The sequence below is a fragment of the Actinomadura rudentiformis genome, assembly GCF_008923185.1.
GTDB lineage: Bacteria > Actinomycetota > Actinomycetes > Streptosporangiales > Streptosporangiaceae > Spirillospora > Spirillospora rudentiformis.
This window is the reverse complement of the sequence record NZ_WBMT01000002.1, coordinates 196,344-213,733: the sequence shown is the minus strand read 5'-3', so window position 1 is coordinate 213,733 and position 17,390 is coordinate 196,344. Positions and strand designations below refer to the sequence as shown.

13 protein-coding genes are annotated in these 17,390 nt (G+C 68.7%); 8 read left to right on the top strand and 5 right to left on the bottom strand.

Annotation, left to right across the window (positions count from 1 at the left end; all coding sequences use genetic code 11):
- Positions 1-145: 145 nt before the first annotated feature.
- From mtrA to F8566_RS04490, 7 genes are all read left to right on the top strand, one after another.
- Positions 146-823 (top strand): MtrAB system response regulator MtrA, encoded by a 678-nt coding sequence (gene mtrA / locus F8566_RS04520; protein WP_151558308.1) that lies wholly within the window; start codon positions 146-148, stop codon positions 821-823.
- A gap of 54 nt (positions 824-877) precedes the next feature.
- Complete coding sequence (gene mtrB, locus F8566_RS04515; RefSeq protein WP_225992876.1) at positions 878-2,530, top strand: MtrAB system histidine kinase MtrB; 1,653 nt, start codon at positions 878-880, stop codon at positions 2,528-2,530.
- Positions 2,527-4,344: an LpqB family beta-propeller domain-containing protein gene (locus tag F8566_RS04510; RefSeq protein WP_151558306.1), complete on the top strand. Its 1,818-nt coding sequence runs from the start codon at positions 2,527-2,529 to the stop codon at positions 4,342-4,344. Before mtrB ends, F8566_RS04510 begins: the two co-directional genes overlap by 4 nt.
- Positions 4,345-4,557: 213 nt before the next feature.
- Positions 4,558-5,154, top strand: coding sequence for a ComF family protein (locus tag F8566_RS04505; RefSeq protein WP_225992875.1), 597 nt, complete (start codon positions 4,558-4,560; stop codon positions 5,152-5,154).
- Positions 5,155-5,827: 673 nt separating this feature from the next.
- On the top strand, positions 5,828-6,499 hold the full coding sequence (hpf, locus tag F8566_RS04500) for a ribosome hibernation-promoting factor, HPF/YfiA family (protein WP_151558302.1): 672 nt from the start codon (positions 5,828-5,830) through the stop codon (positions 6,497-6,499).
- A 245-nt stretch (positions 6,500-6,744) separates the two neighbouring features.
- Positions 6,745-7,491 carry a response regulator gene (locus tag F8566_RS04495; RefSeq protein WP_151558300.1) on the top strand — a complete coding sequence of 249 codons (747 nt, stop codon included), beginning with the start codon at positions 6,745-6,747 and terminating at the stop codon, positions 7,489-7,491.
- 320 nt (positions 7,492-7,811) lie between these two features.
- Positions 7,812-8,999, top strand: coding sequence for a winged helix-turn-helix domain-containing protein (locus F8566_RS04490; RefSeq protein ID WP_225992874.1), 1,188 nt, complete (start codon positions 7,812-7,814; stop codon positions 8,997-8,999).
- Between the two features lie 177 nt (positions 9,000-9,176).
- On the opposite strand, the gene F8566_RS04485 is transcribed toward F8566_RS04490, so the two are convergent.
- Complete coding sequence (locus F8566_RS04485; RefSeq protein WP_151558296.1) at positions 9,177-9,515, bottom strand: HGxxPAAW family protein; 339 nt, start codon at positions 9,513-9,515, stop codon at positions 9,177-9,179.
- A 183-nt stretch (positions 9,516-9,698) separates the two neighbouring features.
- Here F8566_RS04485 and secA point away from each other — a divergent pair, with 183 nt between their 5' ends.
- On the top strand, positions 9,699-12,551 hold the full coding sequence (secA, locus tag F8566_RS04480; protein ID WP_151558294.1) for a preprotein translocase subunit SecA: 2,853 nt from the start codon (positions 9,699-9,701) through the stop codon (positions 12,549-12,551).
- A gap of 45 nt (positions 12,552-12,596) precedes the next feature.
- Here the strand turns inward: secA and F8566_RS04475 are convergent, their stop codons facing one another.
- The 4 genes from F8566_RS04475 to F8566_RS04455 all read right to left on the bottom strand — a co-directional run bounded on the left by F8566_RS04475 (position 12,597) and on the right by F8566_RS04455 (position 17,336).
- Positions 12,597-13,055, bottom strand: coding sequence for an Rv3235 family protein (locus F8566_RS04475; protein WP_151558292.1), 459 nt, complete (start codon positions 13,053-13,055; stop codon positions 12,597-12,599).
- A gap of 395 nt (positions 13,056-13,450) precedes the next feature.
- Positions 13,451-14,878 carry a PTS transporter subunit EIIC gene (locus F8566_RS04465; RefSeq protein ID WP_151558290.1) on the bottom strand — a complete coding sequence of 476 codons (1,428 nt, stop codon included), beginning with the start codon at positions 14,876-14,878 and terminating at the stop codon, positions 13,451-13,453.
- 35 nt (positions 14,879-14,913) lie between these two features.
- Positions 14,914-15,654 carry a GntR family transcriptional regulator gene (locus F8566_RS04460; RefSeq protein ID WP_151558288.1) on the bottom strand — a complete coding sequence of 247 codons (741 nt, stop codon included), beginning with the start codon at positions 15,652-15,654 and terminating at the stop codon, positions 14,914-14,916.
- Between the two features lie 317 nt (positions 15,655-15,971).
- Positions 15,972-17,336 carry a PTS transporter subunit EIIC gene (locus F8566_RS04455; protein WP_151558286.1) on the bottom strand — a complete coding sequence of 455 codons (1,365 nt, stop codon included), beginning with the start codon at positions 17,334-17,336 and terminating at the stop codon, positions 15,972-15,974.
- Positions 17,337-17,390: the final 54 nt, after the last annotated feature.

Genomic DNA, 17,390 nt, shown 5'->3' with positions numbered 1-17,390 from the left:
TGAACATCGTCATCTGTGAGGCAGAGGCCGGTGCCCGGTGGCCAGGAGGGGTCATGTACAAGGCAAACGCGGGTAACCTTGCAGCCCTAGGTGTAATTCTTGCCACTCCACTCCACCGCACCCCGACTTTGTGACGATGAGGGCCATGAGAGGACGTGTACTGGTCGTCGATGACGACCTCGCGCTCGCCGAAATGCTTGGCATCGTGCTGAGGGGCGAGGGCTTCGAGCCGTCGTTCGTCCACGACGGCGACAAGGCGCTCGAAGCGTTCCGGGAGACGCGGCCCGACCTCGTGCTGCTCGACCTGATGCTTCCCGGCGCGGACGGCATCGACGTCTGCCGCCAGATCCGCGCCGAATCCGGCATACCGATCGTCATGCTGACGGCCAAGAGCGACACCGTCGACGTGGTCCTCGGCCTGGAATCGGGCGCCGACGACTACATCGTCAAACCGTTCAAGCCCAAGGAGCTCGTGGCGCGCGTCCGGGCCCGCCTGCGGCGCACCGACGAGCCGGCGCCCGAGACCCTGCTGATCGGCGACATCACGATCGACGTGGCGGGCCACTCGGTGAAGCGGGGCGACAAGCACATCCCGCTCACCCCGCTGGAGTTCGACCTGCTGGTCGCCCTGGCCCGCAAGCCGCGCCAGGTGTTCACCCGCGAGGTGCTGCTGGAGCAGGTCTGGGGCTACCGGCACGCCGCCGACACCCGCCTGGTCAACGTGCACGTGCAGCGGCTCCGGGCCAAGATCGAAAAAGATCCGGAGCGGCCGGAGATCGTCGTCACCGTGCGCGGTGTCGGCTACAAGGCGGGTCCGGCATAGCCCGGCCCCATCCGGACGCCCGGTGAGCAGCAGGAAACCACGGCCATGCCGGCCATGACCACGATCAACATGACCGCGATCAGGCGGAACGTGCGGCGCGGGCTCGTCACGTTCCGCCGGGTCGTGCGCGGCGTGGCGCGGCGTCTCTACACGCGTTGGCGGCGTTCCATCCAGGTCCGGGTGGTCACGTCCACGCTGGTCATCTCCGCGATCGTGGTGGCGATCCTCGGTGCCTTCCTCCAGCTGCGGATCAGCTCCGCGCTCCTGGAGGCCAAGACCAAGACGGCGACCGGCCAGCTCGACGAGGGCCTCGCCGCGGTCCGGCGCGAGCTCGCCAGCTCCGCCGAGACCGGCGGCCGCGTCGAGAGCGTGGTCAACGGGCTTCGGGCGCGCAGTGGCCCGTCCGGGCTGTACGAGGTCTACATCCGCGACACCTCCAACATGTTCGTCGACGGCTGGGGCACCAACGGGCTGGGGCCGGAGAGCGTGCCGCGGCGGCTGCGCGAGCAGCTCAAGCAGGCGACGGCCAGTTCCAGCTTCACGACCGCCAGCACGTACGGGACGCTGAAGTACACCGATCCCGAACGTCCGCCGCAGCGCGGTCTCATCGTGGGTGGCAAGGCCGGGCAGTTCGAGCTCTACTACCTGTTCCCGCTCACCCAGGAAGAGCGGACGCTGACCGTTGTGCAGCGGACCCTGGTCGGCGTCGGTGCCGTCCTGGTGCTGCTGCTGGCGGCCATCGCCTCGCTGGTCACCCGGCAGGTCGTCATCCCGGTGCGGCTGGCGGCGCAGGGTGCCCAGCGGCTGGCGGCGGGGCGGCTCGAAGAGCGGATGCGGGTACGCGGCGAGGACGATCTGGCCCGCCTGGCCACCTCGTTCAACGACATGGCCGCCAACCTCCAGGACAAGATCGGCGAGCTGGAGGACCTGTCGCAGGTGCAGCGGCAGTTCGTCTCGGACGTGTCGCACGAGCTGCGCACGCCGCTGACCACGATCCGCATCGCCGCCGACATGCTCTACGAGCACCGCGACACGTTCGACGACCCGTCGGTGGGGCGGTCCGCGGAGCTGCTGCAGAGCCAGCTGGAACGGTTCGAGTCGCTCCTGGCCGACCTGCTGGAGATCAGCCGCCACGACGCCGGAGCGGCGACGCTCGACGCCGAGTCGGTGGACGTGCGCGACCTGGTGCTGCGCGCCGTGGGCGACTCCCAGACGCTGGCCGAACGCAAGGGCAGCAAGGTCGTGCTCCAGCTGCCGGGCGAGCCGTGCATGGCCGAGGTCGACCGCCGCCGGGTCGAACGCATCCTGCGAAACCTGCTGGTCAACGCGGTCGAACACGGCGAGGGAGAGGACATCGTGGTGTCGGTGGCCGCCGACCGCGACGCGGTGGCGGTGGCCGTGCGCGACCACGGCGTCGGGCTGAAACCGGGGGAGGGGCAGATGGTGTTCGACCGTTTCTGGCGGGCCGACCCCGCCCGCGCACGCACCACCGGCGGGACCGGCCTGGGCCTGTCGATCTCACGCGAGGACGCCCAGCTGCACGGCGGCTGGCTGCAGGCCTGGGGCGAGCCGGGGGTGGGCTCGCAGTTCCGCCTGTCGCTGCCGCGGATCGCCGGGGCCGAGTTGCGCGGCTCGCCGCTGCCGCTCGTCCCGCCGGGTGCCGGCACGTCGCGCCCGCTGTTCGTGGAGCTGGAGGTAGGCGAATGACCGCACCCTCCCGCCGCACGCGCCGTCCGTCCATCGTGACTGCGGCACTGCTGATGGTCTGCGTCAGCGCCGGCGCGACCGCTTGCGCGACCGTGCCCAGCGGTGGCCGGGTGGTGTCCGGCAAGTCCGCCGACCGGGCCGAGCAGGCCGACGACCCGTATGTCCGGCTCATCCCGGTCCGGCCGCGGCCGGGCTGGTCGCCGGCACAGATCGTCTCGGGCTTCCTGTACGCCTCGGCGAGCTTCGACGACGGTCAGAAGGTGGCCCGCGAGTACCTCGCCGGCAACACCGGCTGGAAGCTCGGCACCCGGCCCGCGGTCACCGTCTTCGGCGACGCCCGGTTCGAGCCGCGGATCGAGAAGATGAGCGACACGCAGGCCACCGTGAAACTCGCGGGCAAGCAGCTCGGTGCGATCAACACCGATGGCCAGTACACCGCGGACCCCAGGGATGTCGTCGTCAGCTTCCAGCTCACCCGGACGCAGCCGGGAACGTGGCGGATCACCGGGCTGCCCACGGAGGGCCAGGTCGGCCTCCTGCTCACCAAGGCCGACGTCGACCGCGCGTTCCGTTCGATGAACCTGTACTTCTTCACGCCCGACCAGAGGCGGCTGGTGCCCAACGGGGTCTTCCTGCCACTGGCCAACCGGCGGCACCTGGCGACCCACCTGGTCCGGGCGTTGTTGTCCGGTCCGACGTCCTGGCTGAGCCCGGCGGTGAAGAGCGCCTTCCCGGCCAACACCAAGCTGCTCGGCGGCGGCGTCGACATCGACAAGGACGTCGCCACGGTCAATATCAGCCGCGAGGCCGCCGGCGGCGATCCCGAACGCATGTCGGCCCAGCTCAGCTGGACGTTGCGGCAGCTCTCCGAGATCAAGCAGTGGCGGCTGAAGATCGATGGCGACGAGGTCGCGCCTGATGGCCACGAGGGCGTCCAGCCGATCCGGTCCTGGCAGGAGTACGCCCCGGACGGGAACCTGAGCGAGGAGCTGCAGAGCGTCGAGACCCCCTACTTCATCGGGGAAAAGGGCCTGCTGAGCGGGTTGTCCTCCGGCGAGGCGAACCCCCTCACCCAAAGCCTTGCCTATCGGCTCGTACGTCCCGCGGTCGCGCCGGACAAAATGGAGGCGGCCGGTCTGAGCCCTGACCGCAGCCAGGTGCTCCTGACCAAGAGCCTGATCGGGGCGCGCGAGGTGCAGACGCTGCTGACGCATCAGCAGCCCGGCTCGCGCTTCACCGCGCCCACCTGGGATCGCAACAACCAGCTGTGGGTCGTCGAGACGGCCAAGAAGAAGTCCTGGCTGTGGGTGCGTAAGCGCGGCCAGCCGTTCCAGCGGGTCGAGCACTGGGGGCTCGGCGGCCGCGAGGTCCTCGCGCTCCGGGTGGCCCGCGACGGCGTGCGGGCCGCCGCGATCGTCAAGGTCGACAACCGCACCCAGGTGCAGCTCGGGCGCATCGCCTACGACGCCAAGGGCGCCATCGACGCGGGTGTCTTCCTGCCGGTCAGCTCGGAGCTGGTAGACGCCATCGACCTGTCCTGGCGCGACTACGGCACCCTCGCCGTGCTCGGGCGCCGGCGGTCCGAATCGCAGGTCCTGCCGTACCTCGTCCCGGTCAGCGGCAGCGCGATCAGCCCGCTGGGCGGCGGCATCCAGGGCGAGCCCAACTCGATCGCCGCTTCTCCTGGCGCCCCGGTCTACATCGGCACTCGCAACGGTACGCACAACCTGATCTGCCATCAGCAGTCGGCCCGTGACCAGTTCAGCGAGTGGACGTGCCCGATCAACGGCTCGGATCCGAACTACTACCGCTGAGAGTCATCCACAGTTTGCGCGGGGTCTGGCCTTGGCCCGAGGCCTTCGGGCATCGTCGTCCGCATGCGCTTATTCGACACCCTGCTCGACTTGGCCCTGCCTCAACGGTGCGCAGGCTGTGGCACCCGTGACCAGCCTGGCGGCGTCCTTGATCAGCCCATCTGCACGGTCTGCGCGGCCCTTCTGAGCGGCCCCGCCCATAGGGCCGCGCCCGTGCCCGTTCCACCTGGGCTTCCGCCGCCCTGGACCGTTTCCGCGTACGAGGGCCCCGTGCAGGCCTTGATCGTCGCTCACAAGGAGCGGGGCCGGACGGGCCTGGCACGTCCGCTGGGCCAAGCACTCGCCATGAGCGCTCTCGCGGCTCTGGAGGCCGGATCCCCAGGGTCGGCGGGCCGTGAGAGGGGCTTCAGCGGCTCTCACAGCGCCGTGGAGGGCTTGGGTGTGGCGGTCTTGGTGCCGGTGCCGTCCTCGGCCATGGCGGTGCGGGAGCGGGGACATGACGCGACCCGCCGGATGGCCTCCTTCGCGGTGCGGGAGCTCCGAGCGGCAGGGGTCCGGGTCACGCGGGTGGACGCGTTGCGTCAGCGACGGCGGGTCGCCGATCAGGCGGGTCTGTCGTCGGCCGCGCGCGCAGTCAATCTGGTGGGGGCGTTCGAAGTGGTGGCGCCGATGGCCGGAAGGCGGGTCGTGGTGGTCGACGACGTGATCACCAGTGGGGCGACATCGGCGGAGGCGGCCCGGGCACTGCGGGCCGCCGGTGCTGACGTCGTGGGTGTCGCGACCGTCGCCGCGACGCCACGGAAATGGTGACCGGCCGGGGATGGTGACTTTCTTCACTGAAGGGCGCCGGTGTGGCAACTAGTTACCCTCAGTCACAGAGTCTTGTCCGAGATGTCTGGTCTGGGTGGGAAGCTTGCTCTATCGACAGTCACGTGCCGTCATCGCGCCCGTCGGATCTTTTCAAACTCACCGAGCGGTCAGATGCCGGTGACCTGCATCGAGGCCGTGGCTCGCACCCCCTGTGCTCGCGGCGATTCACGGCACGTGAGCGGTGCCCCGGGACGTTCGAGAGTGGCAATGCGACCCCGAGCGATGACGGTGTGTGAGTTTTTCCTCCGTTCACCCCCCTGACATTCGTGGCTTAAGGGGTTAGCGTTCCTGACATGGCACCCGCCCGGGTCCGTGGTTGCGTCGGATCGCTGTGCTCTGTGAGGGCACGACAGGCGGTCCGGCTAGCCGATGCCAGGCGCAGGCGAAACGGCCCACGTAAGGCGACTTCTCGTCGACCGATCACGGTGCGCCTTAGAGGTAAGTCCTGCCTCATCGGGGGATCCGACATCCCCCGAAGCGAGAGAAGGGTAGTAGTGGCGAGAGCGCCGCGAGCCTCTCAGCAGGCGGATGTGGGGACGAAGACCAGGTCGGCCGGGCGGGTGCGACCCCGAACAACGGGAGCCCGTTATTTCCGGGAGAAGGGGGGTCCCGCGTGGACATCATCGTGAAGGGCCGCCGTACGGACGTCAACGACAGGTTTCGGCGGCATGTCGACAACAAACTGGCCAAGATCGAGAAGCTGAACCACAAGGTCATCCGCGTTGATGTGGAGGTGTCGCAGGAGCGTAATCCGCGCCAGGCCGACCGGCGGGAACGTGTCGAGCTCACCATCCACCAGAGCGGGCCTGTCATCCGGGCCGAGGCCGCGGCCGATGATCGATACGGAGCCCTCGACCTGGCGCTCGACAAGCTCGAGTCCCGGTTGCGCCGCGACAGTGACCGGCGCAAGGTCCACAAGGCCCATCACGGCAAGTCCCCGGCGAAGCTGGCCACCATGGAACAGCTCCCGCCCGAGCCCCTGCCCGAGCCGGTGGCCGCGACCACCGTCACCGAGGTCGCCGAGCCGGAACTCGACGGCTACGAGCCCGCCGACCTCGCGGCGGACGAGCATCTTGTCCCGATCTCCATGGAGGGCGACGGCCCCATCGTCGTCCGAGAGAAGTTCCACAAGGCCGAGCCCATGGGCATTGAGCAGGCCCTCTTCGAAATGGAGCTGGTGGGCCACGACTTCTTCCTGTTCCGCGACAAGGCCAGCGGACAGCCCTCCGTCGTCTACCGGCGACGGGGCTGGGACTACGGCGTCATCCGCCTTGTCGAAGAGTGATGTGGCACATGCGTCACGTCACCCCGCCGAGCATGTCATGATCTAGAAAGCAAGCCGCGGACGCGGGGGGGGGGGGGGGGGCCCGCCCCCCCCCCACCCCCCCCACCCCATTTTACTCACCACCACCCCCCGCCGGGGGGGGGGGGGGGGGGGCCCCCCCCGCCCCCCCACCACCGCGCTCCACATGACCCAAGATCACGCACAGTGAAGGGGGGAAGCGGCGTCTCCTCCACGTCGCGACTCAGGTGAGCGAGAATCCCGAGACTCGCGGCGCCGCGGCGGTACCCCGTCAGGCCGCCGCCGGCGACTCCGCCGCGTCGGGCGAGGCCGATCCGATCAGAGTCCTGATCGTCGACGATCACGCGCTCTTCCGGCGTGGCCTGGAGATGGTCCTGCAGAGCGAGCCCGACATCGAGGTCATCGGAGAGGGCGGCGACGGTCACGAGGCCGTCCAGATGGCGGGCGACCTGCTCCCCGACGTCGTCCTGATGGACATCCGCATGCCCCGCCGCTCCGGCATCGAGGCCTGCACGGCGATCAAGGAGGCCGCCCCCAGCGCCAAGATCGTGATGCTGACCATCAGCGACGAGGAGGAAGACCTCTTCGAGGCGATCAAAGCGGGGGCCAGCGGCTACCTGCTCAAGGAGATCTCGATCGACGAGGTCCCGCAGGCGGTGCGCGCCGTGCACGGCGGCCAGTCCCTGATCAGCCCCTCAATGGCGTCCAAGCTGATCACCGAGTTCGCCTCCCTCGCCAAACGCAGCGAGGAGCGCACCCAGCAGGTACCGGCACCCCGCCTGACCGAACGCGAGATGGAAGTGCTCCGCCTGGTGGCCCGCGGCCTGGGCAACCGGGAGATCGCCAAGGAGCTCTTCATCTCCGAGAACACCGTGAAAAACCACGTCCGCAACATCCTGGAGAAGCTCCAACTGCATTCCCGGATGGAAGCAGTGGTCTACGCAGTCCGAGAGAAACTCCTCGAAATCACCTGACCCCCGACCAGCGGCCAAAGCCCGCGCCCCCACACCACACCGTCCCCCACACCACACCCGTCCACCGATGCCGCTACGAGGCCTGCCCCCGCCGAGCGCCCAACCCCCCAAGGCCGCTCATCCCCATCCCCGTCGTTGAGCAGCGACGGGGCCACAACCGACAGGGGGCCACCCACCCCGCGAGCGCCAACGGACGGCGACCAGCGGCCGCAGCAACGCCCGCCGCGGGGCCATCACCGGGGCGGCGATCATTAAACGGCCGAGGACGGCGGTGTCACCGCCGAAGGCGTTTTGTCGGTGTCGTGTCCTACGATCGCGCCGTGAGCCACGTTCAACTGACAGCCGACGAAGCCCGCCGCCTCCAGCTGCGCGCTCAGGGTCTCCTGGGCGCCGCCGGGCAGGGCCATCGCGACGGGGGAGTGCCGGCTCTTCTCGAGCATCTGGGCGCCGTCCAACTCGACACGATCTCCGTGCTCGCGCGTTCCCACGAGCTCGTTCCCTACGCCCGTCTGGGCGCGGTCGGGCGCGCCGCCGTCGAGGACGCCTACTGGGGCGACGGAGCGACCTTCGAATACTGGGCGCACGCCGCCAGCATCCTGCCCATCTCCGAGTGGCCGTCGTTCGCCTTCCGCCGCCGCGCGTTCCGCGCCCGGGGGGTGCGCTGGCACAAGGTCCCCGACGGGGCCTGCGAGGACATCCTCGAACGCCTGCGCGCCGACGGCCCGCTCACCACCAAGGAGCTCGGCGGCGCCAAGTCGGGCGCCGACTGGTGGCAGTGGAGCGACGCGAAGATCGCGATCGAGTGGCTGCTGGACATCGGCGAGGTGGTCTGCGTTCAGCGGGTGGGCTGGCGGCGCGTCTACGACCTGGCCGAACGGGCCGTTCCCGCTGACCTTCTCGCCCAGGATCCGGACGACTCGACGTGCCTGACCCGCCTCGTGTCCCACGCAGGCCGCGCCCTGGGCGTGGCCACCCGCGCCGACCTGGCCGACTACTTCCGTGTGAGGGGCGACCAGGTGTCCTCCGTCATCGAGGCCACGGATCTCGTCCCTGTTGAGGTCCAGGGCTGGAAGCATCCTGCCTGGGCCGATCCGGAGGCCCTGGCCAAGCCGCCTCGCGGCAGGCACACCACCACGCTGCTCTCCCCGTTCGACTCCCTGGTCTGGGATCGCGCCCGCACGTCCCGGGTTTTCGGCTTCGACCACCGGCTGGAGGCCTACGTGCCCAAGGCCAAGCGCGTGCACGGCTACTTCGCCATGCCGCTCCTGGCCGGCGGCCGGCTCCTGGGTCGCGTCGACCCAGCCCGCGAGGGCAAGACCCTCGTCGCCCGCCAGGTCTCCCTCGAACCGTGGGCCACCGCGACCCCCGCCCGCACCGAGACCACCCTCCAAGCCCTCCGCACCGCCCTCTGGCAGGCCGCCACCTGGGTCGCCTGCGACGACGTCCGAGTGGAAAAGCTCAACCCGTCCCACCTCCTCCCCACCCTCGACCTGTCGCCGACCACCTGACCCATCTCCCCGGCCAGTCGACCGAGCACGGCGCCGACTGCCGGCCACGCCACCGCACGCTGCCGCTCGACCGCGCCGCCCCCAACGGCAGGCAGCGGCCGCTGAGCATGGGTATCTGAGCGCAGCTATGCGACAGCCCGCCTTGCGCTGGTGGCAAGACGGGCTGGCGGGGCTTCTTTAGCCGTGTGGGGTCTGGTGGGGATCGGTGGCTTTGGGCTTGTCCAGCGTTTCGCCCGCCAGGCCGCCGCGGCGTCTTTCCGTGCGGGTGCCGAAAAGCGAGTAGTCCACGATCTCCGGGATGACACGCGGGGCGTCGACCACCACGTCGGAGAAGATGTGGACGGCGCCCATGATCACGCTACCGATCACCACGATCGCCACGCCGATCCAGAACACGATCCAGTTGGGGCCAATGGTCAGGGCCACCCCGCCGACCACGAAGCCTATGAAGACCACCGTGACGGCGACCCATGAGCTGGCCCTGCCGGCGTGCGATCCGAGCGACTCATCTGACATCGAGCGCCTCCCCTCAGGTGCACGTCTAGATCTTCCGCGTAACGCGCCGGTCAAACAGAATGCGGCCTGGATTGCGCCGTCGCGTGAGCTAGACCATCCTTGGACTCGCCTACGATGGCATCGTACGTGTGGTGTGCGTGCCGCTGGTCGCGGTGAACCACGATCTGCAAGGAGCCTCCGAGAGTGCCGCCAGTCATCGATAAGATCCTTCGCGCGGGCGAAGGCAAGACCCTGCGCAAGCTCAAGAAGCTCGCGGATCAGGTCAACTCGATCGAGGAAGACTTCCTCGAGATGAGCGACGCCGAGTTGCGCGAGCTGACCGACAAGTACCGGGAGCGTATCGCCGAGGGCGAGACCCTGGACGAGCTGTTGCCCGAGGCGTTCGCGACGGCGCGTGAAGCCGCCAAGCGGGTGCTCGGCCAGCGCCACTATGACGTTCAGGTCATGGGTGGCGCCGCGCTGCATCTGGGCAATATCGCAGAAATGAAGACCGGTGAGGGCAAGACCCTCACCTGTGTGCTCCCCGCTTATCTGAACGCGCTGTCCGGCGACGGCGTCCATGTGGTCACGGTGAACGACTACCTGGCCAAGCGTGACGCCGAGTGGATGGGGCGCATTCACCAGTTCCTGGGGCTCGAGGTAGGTGTCATCGTCCCGCAGATGACGCCGGAAGAGCGACGTGCCGCGTACAACGCCGACATCACCTATGGGACCAACAACGAGTTCGGTTTCGACTACCTGCGCGACAACATGGCGTGGAGCCTGGAGGAGTGCGTCCAGCGCGGCCACAACTTCGCCATCGTCGACGAGGTCGACTCGATCCTGATCGACGAGGCCCGGACGCCGCTGATCATCTCCGGCCCGGCCGAGCAGAACTCCAAGTGGTTCGGCGAGTTCGCCAAGATCACCCCGCGGCTCAAGCGCGCCGAGCTGATCAGCACCGCCGGGCAGGTCGACGAGTACGGCCCCGGCGACTACGAGGTGAACGAGAAGAAGCGCACCGTCGGCATCACCGAGGCCGGTGTCGAGAAGGTCGAAGACTGGCTCGGCATCGACAACCTCTACGCGCCCGAGAACACGCCGCTCGTCTCGTTCCTCAACAACGCGCTCAAGGCCAAGGAGCTCTACAAGAAGGACAAGGACTACGTCGTCATGAACGGCGAGGTCCTGATCGTCGACGAGTTCACCGGCCGCATCCTGCACGGGCGCCGCTACAACGAGGGCATGCACCAGGCCATCGAGGCCAAGGAAGGCGTGGCGATCAAGGACGAGAACCAGACTCTCGCCACGATCACCCTCCAGAACTACTTCCGCCTCTACTCCAAGCTGTCCGGCATGACCGGTACGGCCGACACCGAGGCGGCCGAGTTCAACAAGACCTACAAGGTCAACGTCGTGCCGATCCCGACGAACAAGCCGATGATCCGCGAGGACGTCGCCGACGTCGTCTACAAGACCGAGCAGGCCAAGTTCGAGGCGTGCGTCGAGGACATCGCCGAGCGGCACGAGAAGGGCCAGCCGGTCCTGGTCGGCACCACCTCGGTCGAGAAGTCCGAGCGGCTGAGCAAGATGCTCAAGCGGCGCGGCATCCCGCACCAGGTGCTGAACGCCAAGCACCACGAGCAGGAGTCGGCGATCGTCGCCGAGGCGGGCCGCAAGGGCGCCGTCACCGTCGCCACCAACATGGCCGGTCGAGGCACCGACATCATGCTCGGCGGCAACCCCGACTTCCGTGCCGACCTGGAGCTGCACCAGCGCGGGCTGAGCCCGCTGGAGACGCCCGACGAGTACGAGGCCGCGTGGCCCGAGGCCCTCGACAAGGCCAAGGACGACGTCAAGGGCGAGCACGAGGAGGTCGTCGAGGCCGGCGGGCTCTACGTGCTCGGCACCGAACGCCACGAGTCGCGCCGTATCGACAACCAGCTGCGCGGCCGTTCCGGCCGTCAGGGCGACCCGGGCGAGTCCCGCTTCTACCTGTCCCTCGAGGACGACCTGATGCGGCTGTTCAACTCCGCCCGCGTTGAGGCGATCATGACGCGCCTCAACATCCCGGACGACGTGCCGATCGAGTCCAAGATCGTCTCGAACGCCATCAAGTCGGCGCAGAGCCAGGTCGAGCAGCAGAACTTCGAGATGCGCAAGAACGTCTTGAAGTACGACGAGGTGCTCAACCGCCAGCGCACGGTCATCTACGCCGAGCGCCGCCGCGTGCTCGAGGGCGCCGACCTGCACGATCAGGTCCGCCGGATGATCAACGAGGTGGTGGACGGCTACGTCGCGGGCGCCACCGGCGAGGGCTTCGCCGAAGAGTGGGACCTCGACAAGCTGTGGAAGGCGTTCAAGCAGCTCTACCCGATCTCCATCACGGTCGAGGACCTGACCGAGGAGGTCGGCGGCGACATCTCCGGCCTGGACGCCGAGACGCTGGCCGAGCGGATCCGCGACGACGCCAACGCCGCGTACGACAACCGCGAGGAGGAGCTCGGCGCCGAGGTCATGCGCGAGCTCGAGCGCCGCGTGGTCCTCTCGGTGCTCGACCGCAAGTGGCGCGAGCACCTCTACGAGATGGACTACCTCCAGGAGGGCATCGGCCTGCGGGCCATGGCGCAGCGCGACCCGCTGGTCGAGTACCAGCGCGAGGGCTTCGACATGTTCAACGCGATGCTCGACGGCATCAAGGAGGAGTCGGTCGGCTACCTCTTCAACCTCGAGGTCGAGGTCGAGGACCAGCCCGCGACGCCCACCGTCGGTGCCGCGCCGGTCGAGGTCTCCAAGACCGCCGAGCCCGTCGACGACGTCGAGGTGGACGAGGTCCCCGAGGACGAGGCGCCGCACATCAAGGCGAAGGGCCTGAACGAGCCCAAGCGCCCGTCCAAGCTGGACTACTCCGGCCCCACCGTTGACGGTGAGGGCGGCGTGGAGCACCACAGCGAGGAGCCCGAGGACGAGTACGCCGGCGTCTCGCGCAACGACCCGTGCCCCTGCGGTTCGGGCAAGAAGTTCAAGCGCTGCCACGGCGACCCGCGCAACAAGTAACGCACACCGAAGCGGCCTCCCGGACCGGGAGGCCGCTTCGCTGTTTCACGAGAACTGCCGCCGCGTTCTCCCATCGTCGGCGGTCTCGACCGTGACGCAGCGCCAGCGTCCCCGACGGAGTTCGAGCCGCAGCGCCAACGCCCGCACCCGCCCCCCGATGACGACGACCGCTCCCACCTCGGCCGCGCCCGGTGCGGGTTGCTGCATCCACGACGTCAGGATCCGCGGCGGAACGATCCGCACTCCCGCCGCCACCGGAGCCCGATGCGCGGCGATCGCGAGGCAGACCTCAGGCAGTGCACCCCGGGTGAGCTGTCGCACGGGACGCGTCCCGGCCAGCACCTCGGCGACCAGCTGTAACGTCGCCTCAGCGGTATGCCGAAGCCCCGGCGGCCCCGGCACCCGACCCATCTCCCGCACGGCTTCGGGCCGAAGAGCAAGCGCCCCGTCGAACGCATAGCCGCTGCTCTGAACGGCTGGAGTACGGATGTAACGCCTCGCCATGCTGCAGACCTCCTGTCGTCCGGCGTCGACAACAAGAGCCCCAGCACCGCGCACGAATACACCATGGCCACCTACGGCCACCGCCGTAACACAACCCCGCACCAATGCGCGTCGCGCAGCCAAGAAGCGTGGAGACGAAAGAGCGGCGGCGGGGCGTCGTGATGGACGCCCCGCCGCCGCGGGGTGAGTCTCCTCACGGCGGCCGGCGGAGACCCGGGGTGGGGCCGGTGGGCGGGCGATCCCCCCCCCGCCCCCCCCCACACCCGCCGCTCGGGCCCCGGGGGGGGGGGGGGGGGGGGCCGCCCCCCCCCCCCCCCCCGCCGCGGGGTGAGTCTCCTCAGGGAGTCAGGAGAAGACCCGGGGTGGGACCTGTGGGCTGGAGATCCCGGATTTTGCTATGTGGCCGGTTTGTCCGTGGTCGTTGCCGCGGCCTCGCTCTCACGCCGTGACCGGCTCTTCTTCTCGCCGGCGGCCAGCTCCGGGTCGGCGGCCGGGTCGGCGGCCACCGACTCCTGGCCTTCGGGCTCGCGGCCCGGGGTGGCGAGGTTGAACTTCTTGATCATGAACGTGAAGAGCGCGTAGTAGATGACCGCGTAGATCAGGCCCATGATGATCAATGGGATCAGCTTGTGGGTGTTGTCCTTGGATCCGTTGATCAACATGTCGATCGCGCCCGCCGAGAAGCTGAAGCCCAGCTTCATGCCGAGGAGATCCGCGACGGCCATGGAGATGCCGGTCAGGATCGCGTGGATGCCGAAGAGCACCGGGGCGATGAAGACGAACGCGAACTCGATCGGCTCGGTGATGCCGGTGACGAACGCGGTCAGCGCAGCGGAGATCATGATGCCGCCGACGGCCGGACGGCGGTGCTTCGGAGCGGCGCGCCAGATGGCGATCGCGGCGGCGGGCAGGCCGAACATCAGGACGGGGAAGTAGCCGGTCATGGACCAGCCGGCACCGTCCGCGCCCTGCAGGTAGCAGTTGAGGTCGCCGCTGTAGGACTTGCCGCCGACGGTGCAGTCGGGGATCTGGAACCACACCACGTTGTTGGGGATGTGGTGCAGGCCGAGCGGCAGGAGCAGGCGGTTGATGACGCCGTACACACCCGCGCCGATCTCACTGTGGTCGGCCATCCACTCGCCGCCGTTGGAGATCCACTTGCCGAGGACCGGCCAGATCCAGCCGAAGAGCAGGCCGAGCAGGATCGCGGCGAACGAGGTGATGATCGGCACGAACCGGCGGCCACCGAAGAACGCCAGCCAGGTCGGCAGCTTGATCCGGTAGAAGCGCTGGTAGAGCAGCGCGGTCACGATGCCGATGACGATGCCGCCCAGCGCCCGGGTCGGGTTTGCGGCGGCCAGGTCTACGACGACCTTCGGTGTGCCCGGGTTGTCCGGGTCGAACAGCGACTTGGTGATCCTCGGGAAGATCAGCTTGTCGTCGGCGAAGGTGTGGAAGAACATCGTCATGCTGACGTAGTGGAACACCAGGTAGCCGACCACGGCGGCCAGGCCGGTCGAGCCGTCGGACTTCTTCGCGAAGCCGACAGCCACACCCACGGCGAACAGCAGCGGAAGCCAGTCGAAGAGCGCACCGCCGGCGGCGGCGAAGATCTCGGCGACCCGGTCGGCGCCGGAGAAGCTGATCCACGGATCCTTGGTCTCGTCGACACCGATGACGTCGGGCTGGCCGAGGCGCAGCAACAGGCCGGCAGCGGGCAGGACGGCGATCGGCAGCATGAGGCTGCGGCCGATGCGTTGCAGGACGGCGAGTGTCTTGGAGCTTCCGCCGGGCACGCTGCCCACGGCGGTTGTCGAACTCATCAGGGGTTTCCTCCTCGTTTTACCGGGGGGCTGCGCTAAGAGCGCGTCGGGGGGTTTCCGAGGGCCGTGTGGACTTGGTAGCGGTCGGCCCGGTAGGTCGACACGCCCAGTTCCGCGCAGACGCCCCCGGCATAGGAGCGCCGCTGAAGGAGCAGCACGGCGCTGCCCCTGGGGATGTGGAGCTGCTTGGCCTCCGTCGCGTCGGCGACCGCGGCGTCTATGGTCTGGTCTCCGGCGTCGAAGACCAGCCCGTACACCGCCTCGAGCACGCCGTAGAGGGAGCGGTCCGCAAGACGCCGGTCGAGCAGATCGGGGGCGAGGGAGGCGAGGATGTGTGAACGTTCCAACGCCATCGGCTCGCCGTCGGCGGTCCGGAGACGTTCGATCACATGGATGGCGGTACCGGCCTGGACCTCGAAGAGGCGGGCCAGCCGTGCGTCGGCCGCGACGGTGCGCCGGGCCAGGTCGATCGCGCCCGGCCGCAGCCCGCGGCTGAGCATGTCCTCGGTGAACGAGACGAGCCGCAACGGCATCTCGATCTTGGGCCGGGCGACGAACGTGCCCTTGCCCGGCACCCGGTAGAGCCGTCCCTCGGTCACCAGCTGGTCGACACCTTGGCGCACGGTCATCCGGGACAGGCCGTACTCCGCGCACAGCTCCCGCTCCGAGGGGATCGGCGCGTCGACGGGCAGTTCCGCCGTCTCGATGAGGTCGAGCAAGATGGCGCGAAGCTGGAAGTACTTCGGTACGGGACTGTGTGGATCGATCGCTGTCACGGAAATCCTCGTGTGCCGGGGAGTCCGGTCGGTAGTACTGGTCAAGTCAGGTCAGTACTGGTCTAGGCCGGACTAGACCACACAAAATTAACGTCTGTCAATGCACAGATGAATAACGGCCGGATTACGTCACGATCAGCAAAGCCGCAGGTCAGACCACTGGAAGATCAAAAACCCGGAGACCGCGAAACACCGGCACCCCCACCCCTCCGAACAGTGCTTCCCGAGGTCAGCTCCTAGACCAGTGCCCAAACCCACCTCCATCACGCGGCCCACCAGCCCGAGAGGTCGCCCCTGCGGCGGTCTGGCGGGCCGCTCTAGTCGGGGCGTTGGCGGGGAGCTCCCGGTTCGGCTGCGGGTGTATCGGTGGGCTGGTCGATGAGGCCGCCCATGGTGCCGTCGGCGGCGGCTTCTTCGCGTTCGCGGCCGGGGGTGGGCAGGTTGAACTTGGTGATCGCGAAGTAGAAGATCGCGAAGTAGAGGAAGAAATAGATCACGCCCAGGCCGATGATGGCCCAGAGATGCCGGGTGTTGCTCTTCGTCGCGTTCAGCAACATGTCGATCAGGCCCGCGGAGAACGAGAAGCCGAGCTGGGCGTCGATCGCGGCCAGCAGGAACATCGAGACGCCGGTCAGCAGCACGTGGACGACGTAGAGCAGCGGCGCCACGAACATGAACGAGAACTCGATCGGCTCGGTCACCCCGCAGACGAACGCGGTCAGGCCCGCCGAGACCATCAGGCCGCCCACCGCGCTCCGCTTGTGCTTCGGCGCGGCCATCCAGATGGCCGCCGCCGCGCCGGGCAGTCCCAGCATCAGGACCGGGAAGAACCCCGCAAGGAAGGTGCCCGCGTCCGGGTCGCCGGCCAGGTAGCGGTTGATCTCACCGTGCGAGAGCACCCCGTCCGGCGCCCTGTACGACCCGAACGTGAACCACACGAGCGTGTTGAGGATGTGGTGCAACCCGAACGGCAGCAGGAGGCGGTTGGCCATGCCGTAGACCCCGGCGCCCGCCGCGCCCAGCCCGGTGATCCAGTCACCGAAGTCGTCGATCCACCCGCCCAGCGTCGGCCAGATGAAACCGAAGACCACCCCGAGCAGCAGCGCGGCCCCCGCGCTGATGATGGGCACGAAGCGGCGGCCGCCGAAGAACGCCAGCCAGGTCGGCAGCTTGATCCTGTAGAAGCGCTGGTAGAGCACGGCGACCATGAGGCCGACCACGATCCCGCCCAGCACCTGCGTGGGGTTCTTGGCGCCGTAGTTGATCACTTCCCTGGCCGCGCCGTCCTGCGTCACCGTCTGGACGACGTTGGCTTTCAGCGTCTCGGTGTGCGCGAACATCACCTTGGTCACGCGGTCGAACACCAGATAGGCGACCACCGCCGACAACGCCGTGGAGCCGTCGGCCTTTCTGGCGAAGCCGATCGCGACGCCGACCGCGAAGAGCATCGCCAGGTTGTCGAGGAGGGCGCCGCCGGCGGCCGCGAAGACCTCGGCGATACGCGACAGGCCGAGGCCGTCCTTGCCGAGCAGATCGTCCTGGCCGAGGCGGAGCAGGATGCCGGCCGCGGGCAGCACCGCGATCGGGAGCATGAGGCTCCGGCCGATGCGCTGCAGGACCGCGAACGTGGCTGACCAGGCACCATGCGCCCCGCCGCCCGTCGTGGCCGCCGTTGAACTCATGAGCGGATGACCTCCCCCGAGTGGGCCCGATCACATGAAGTTCGGCCCGACATC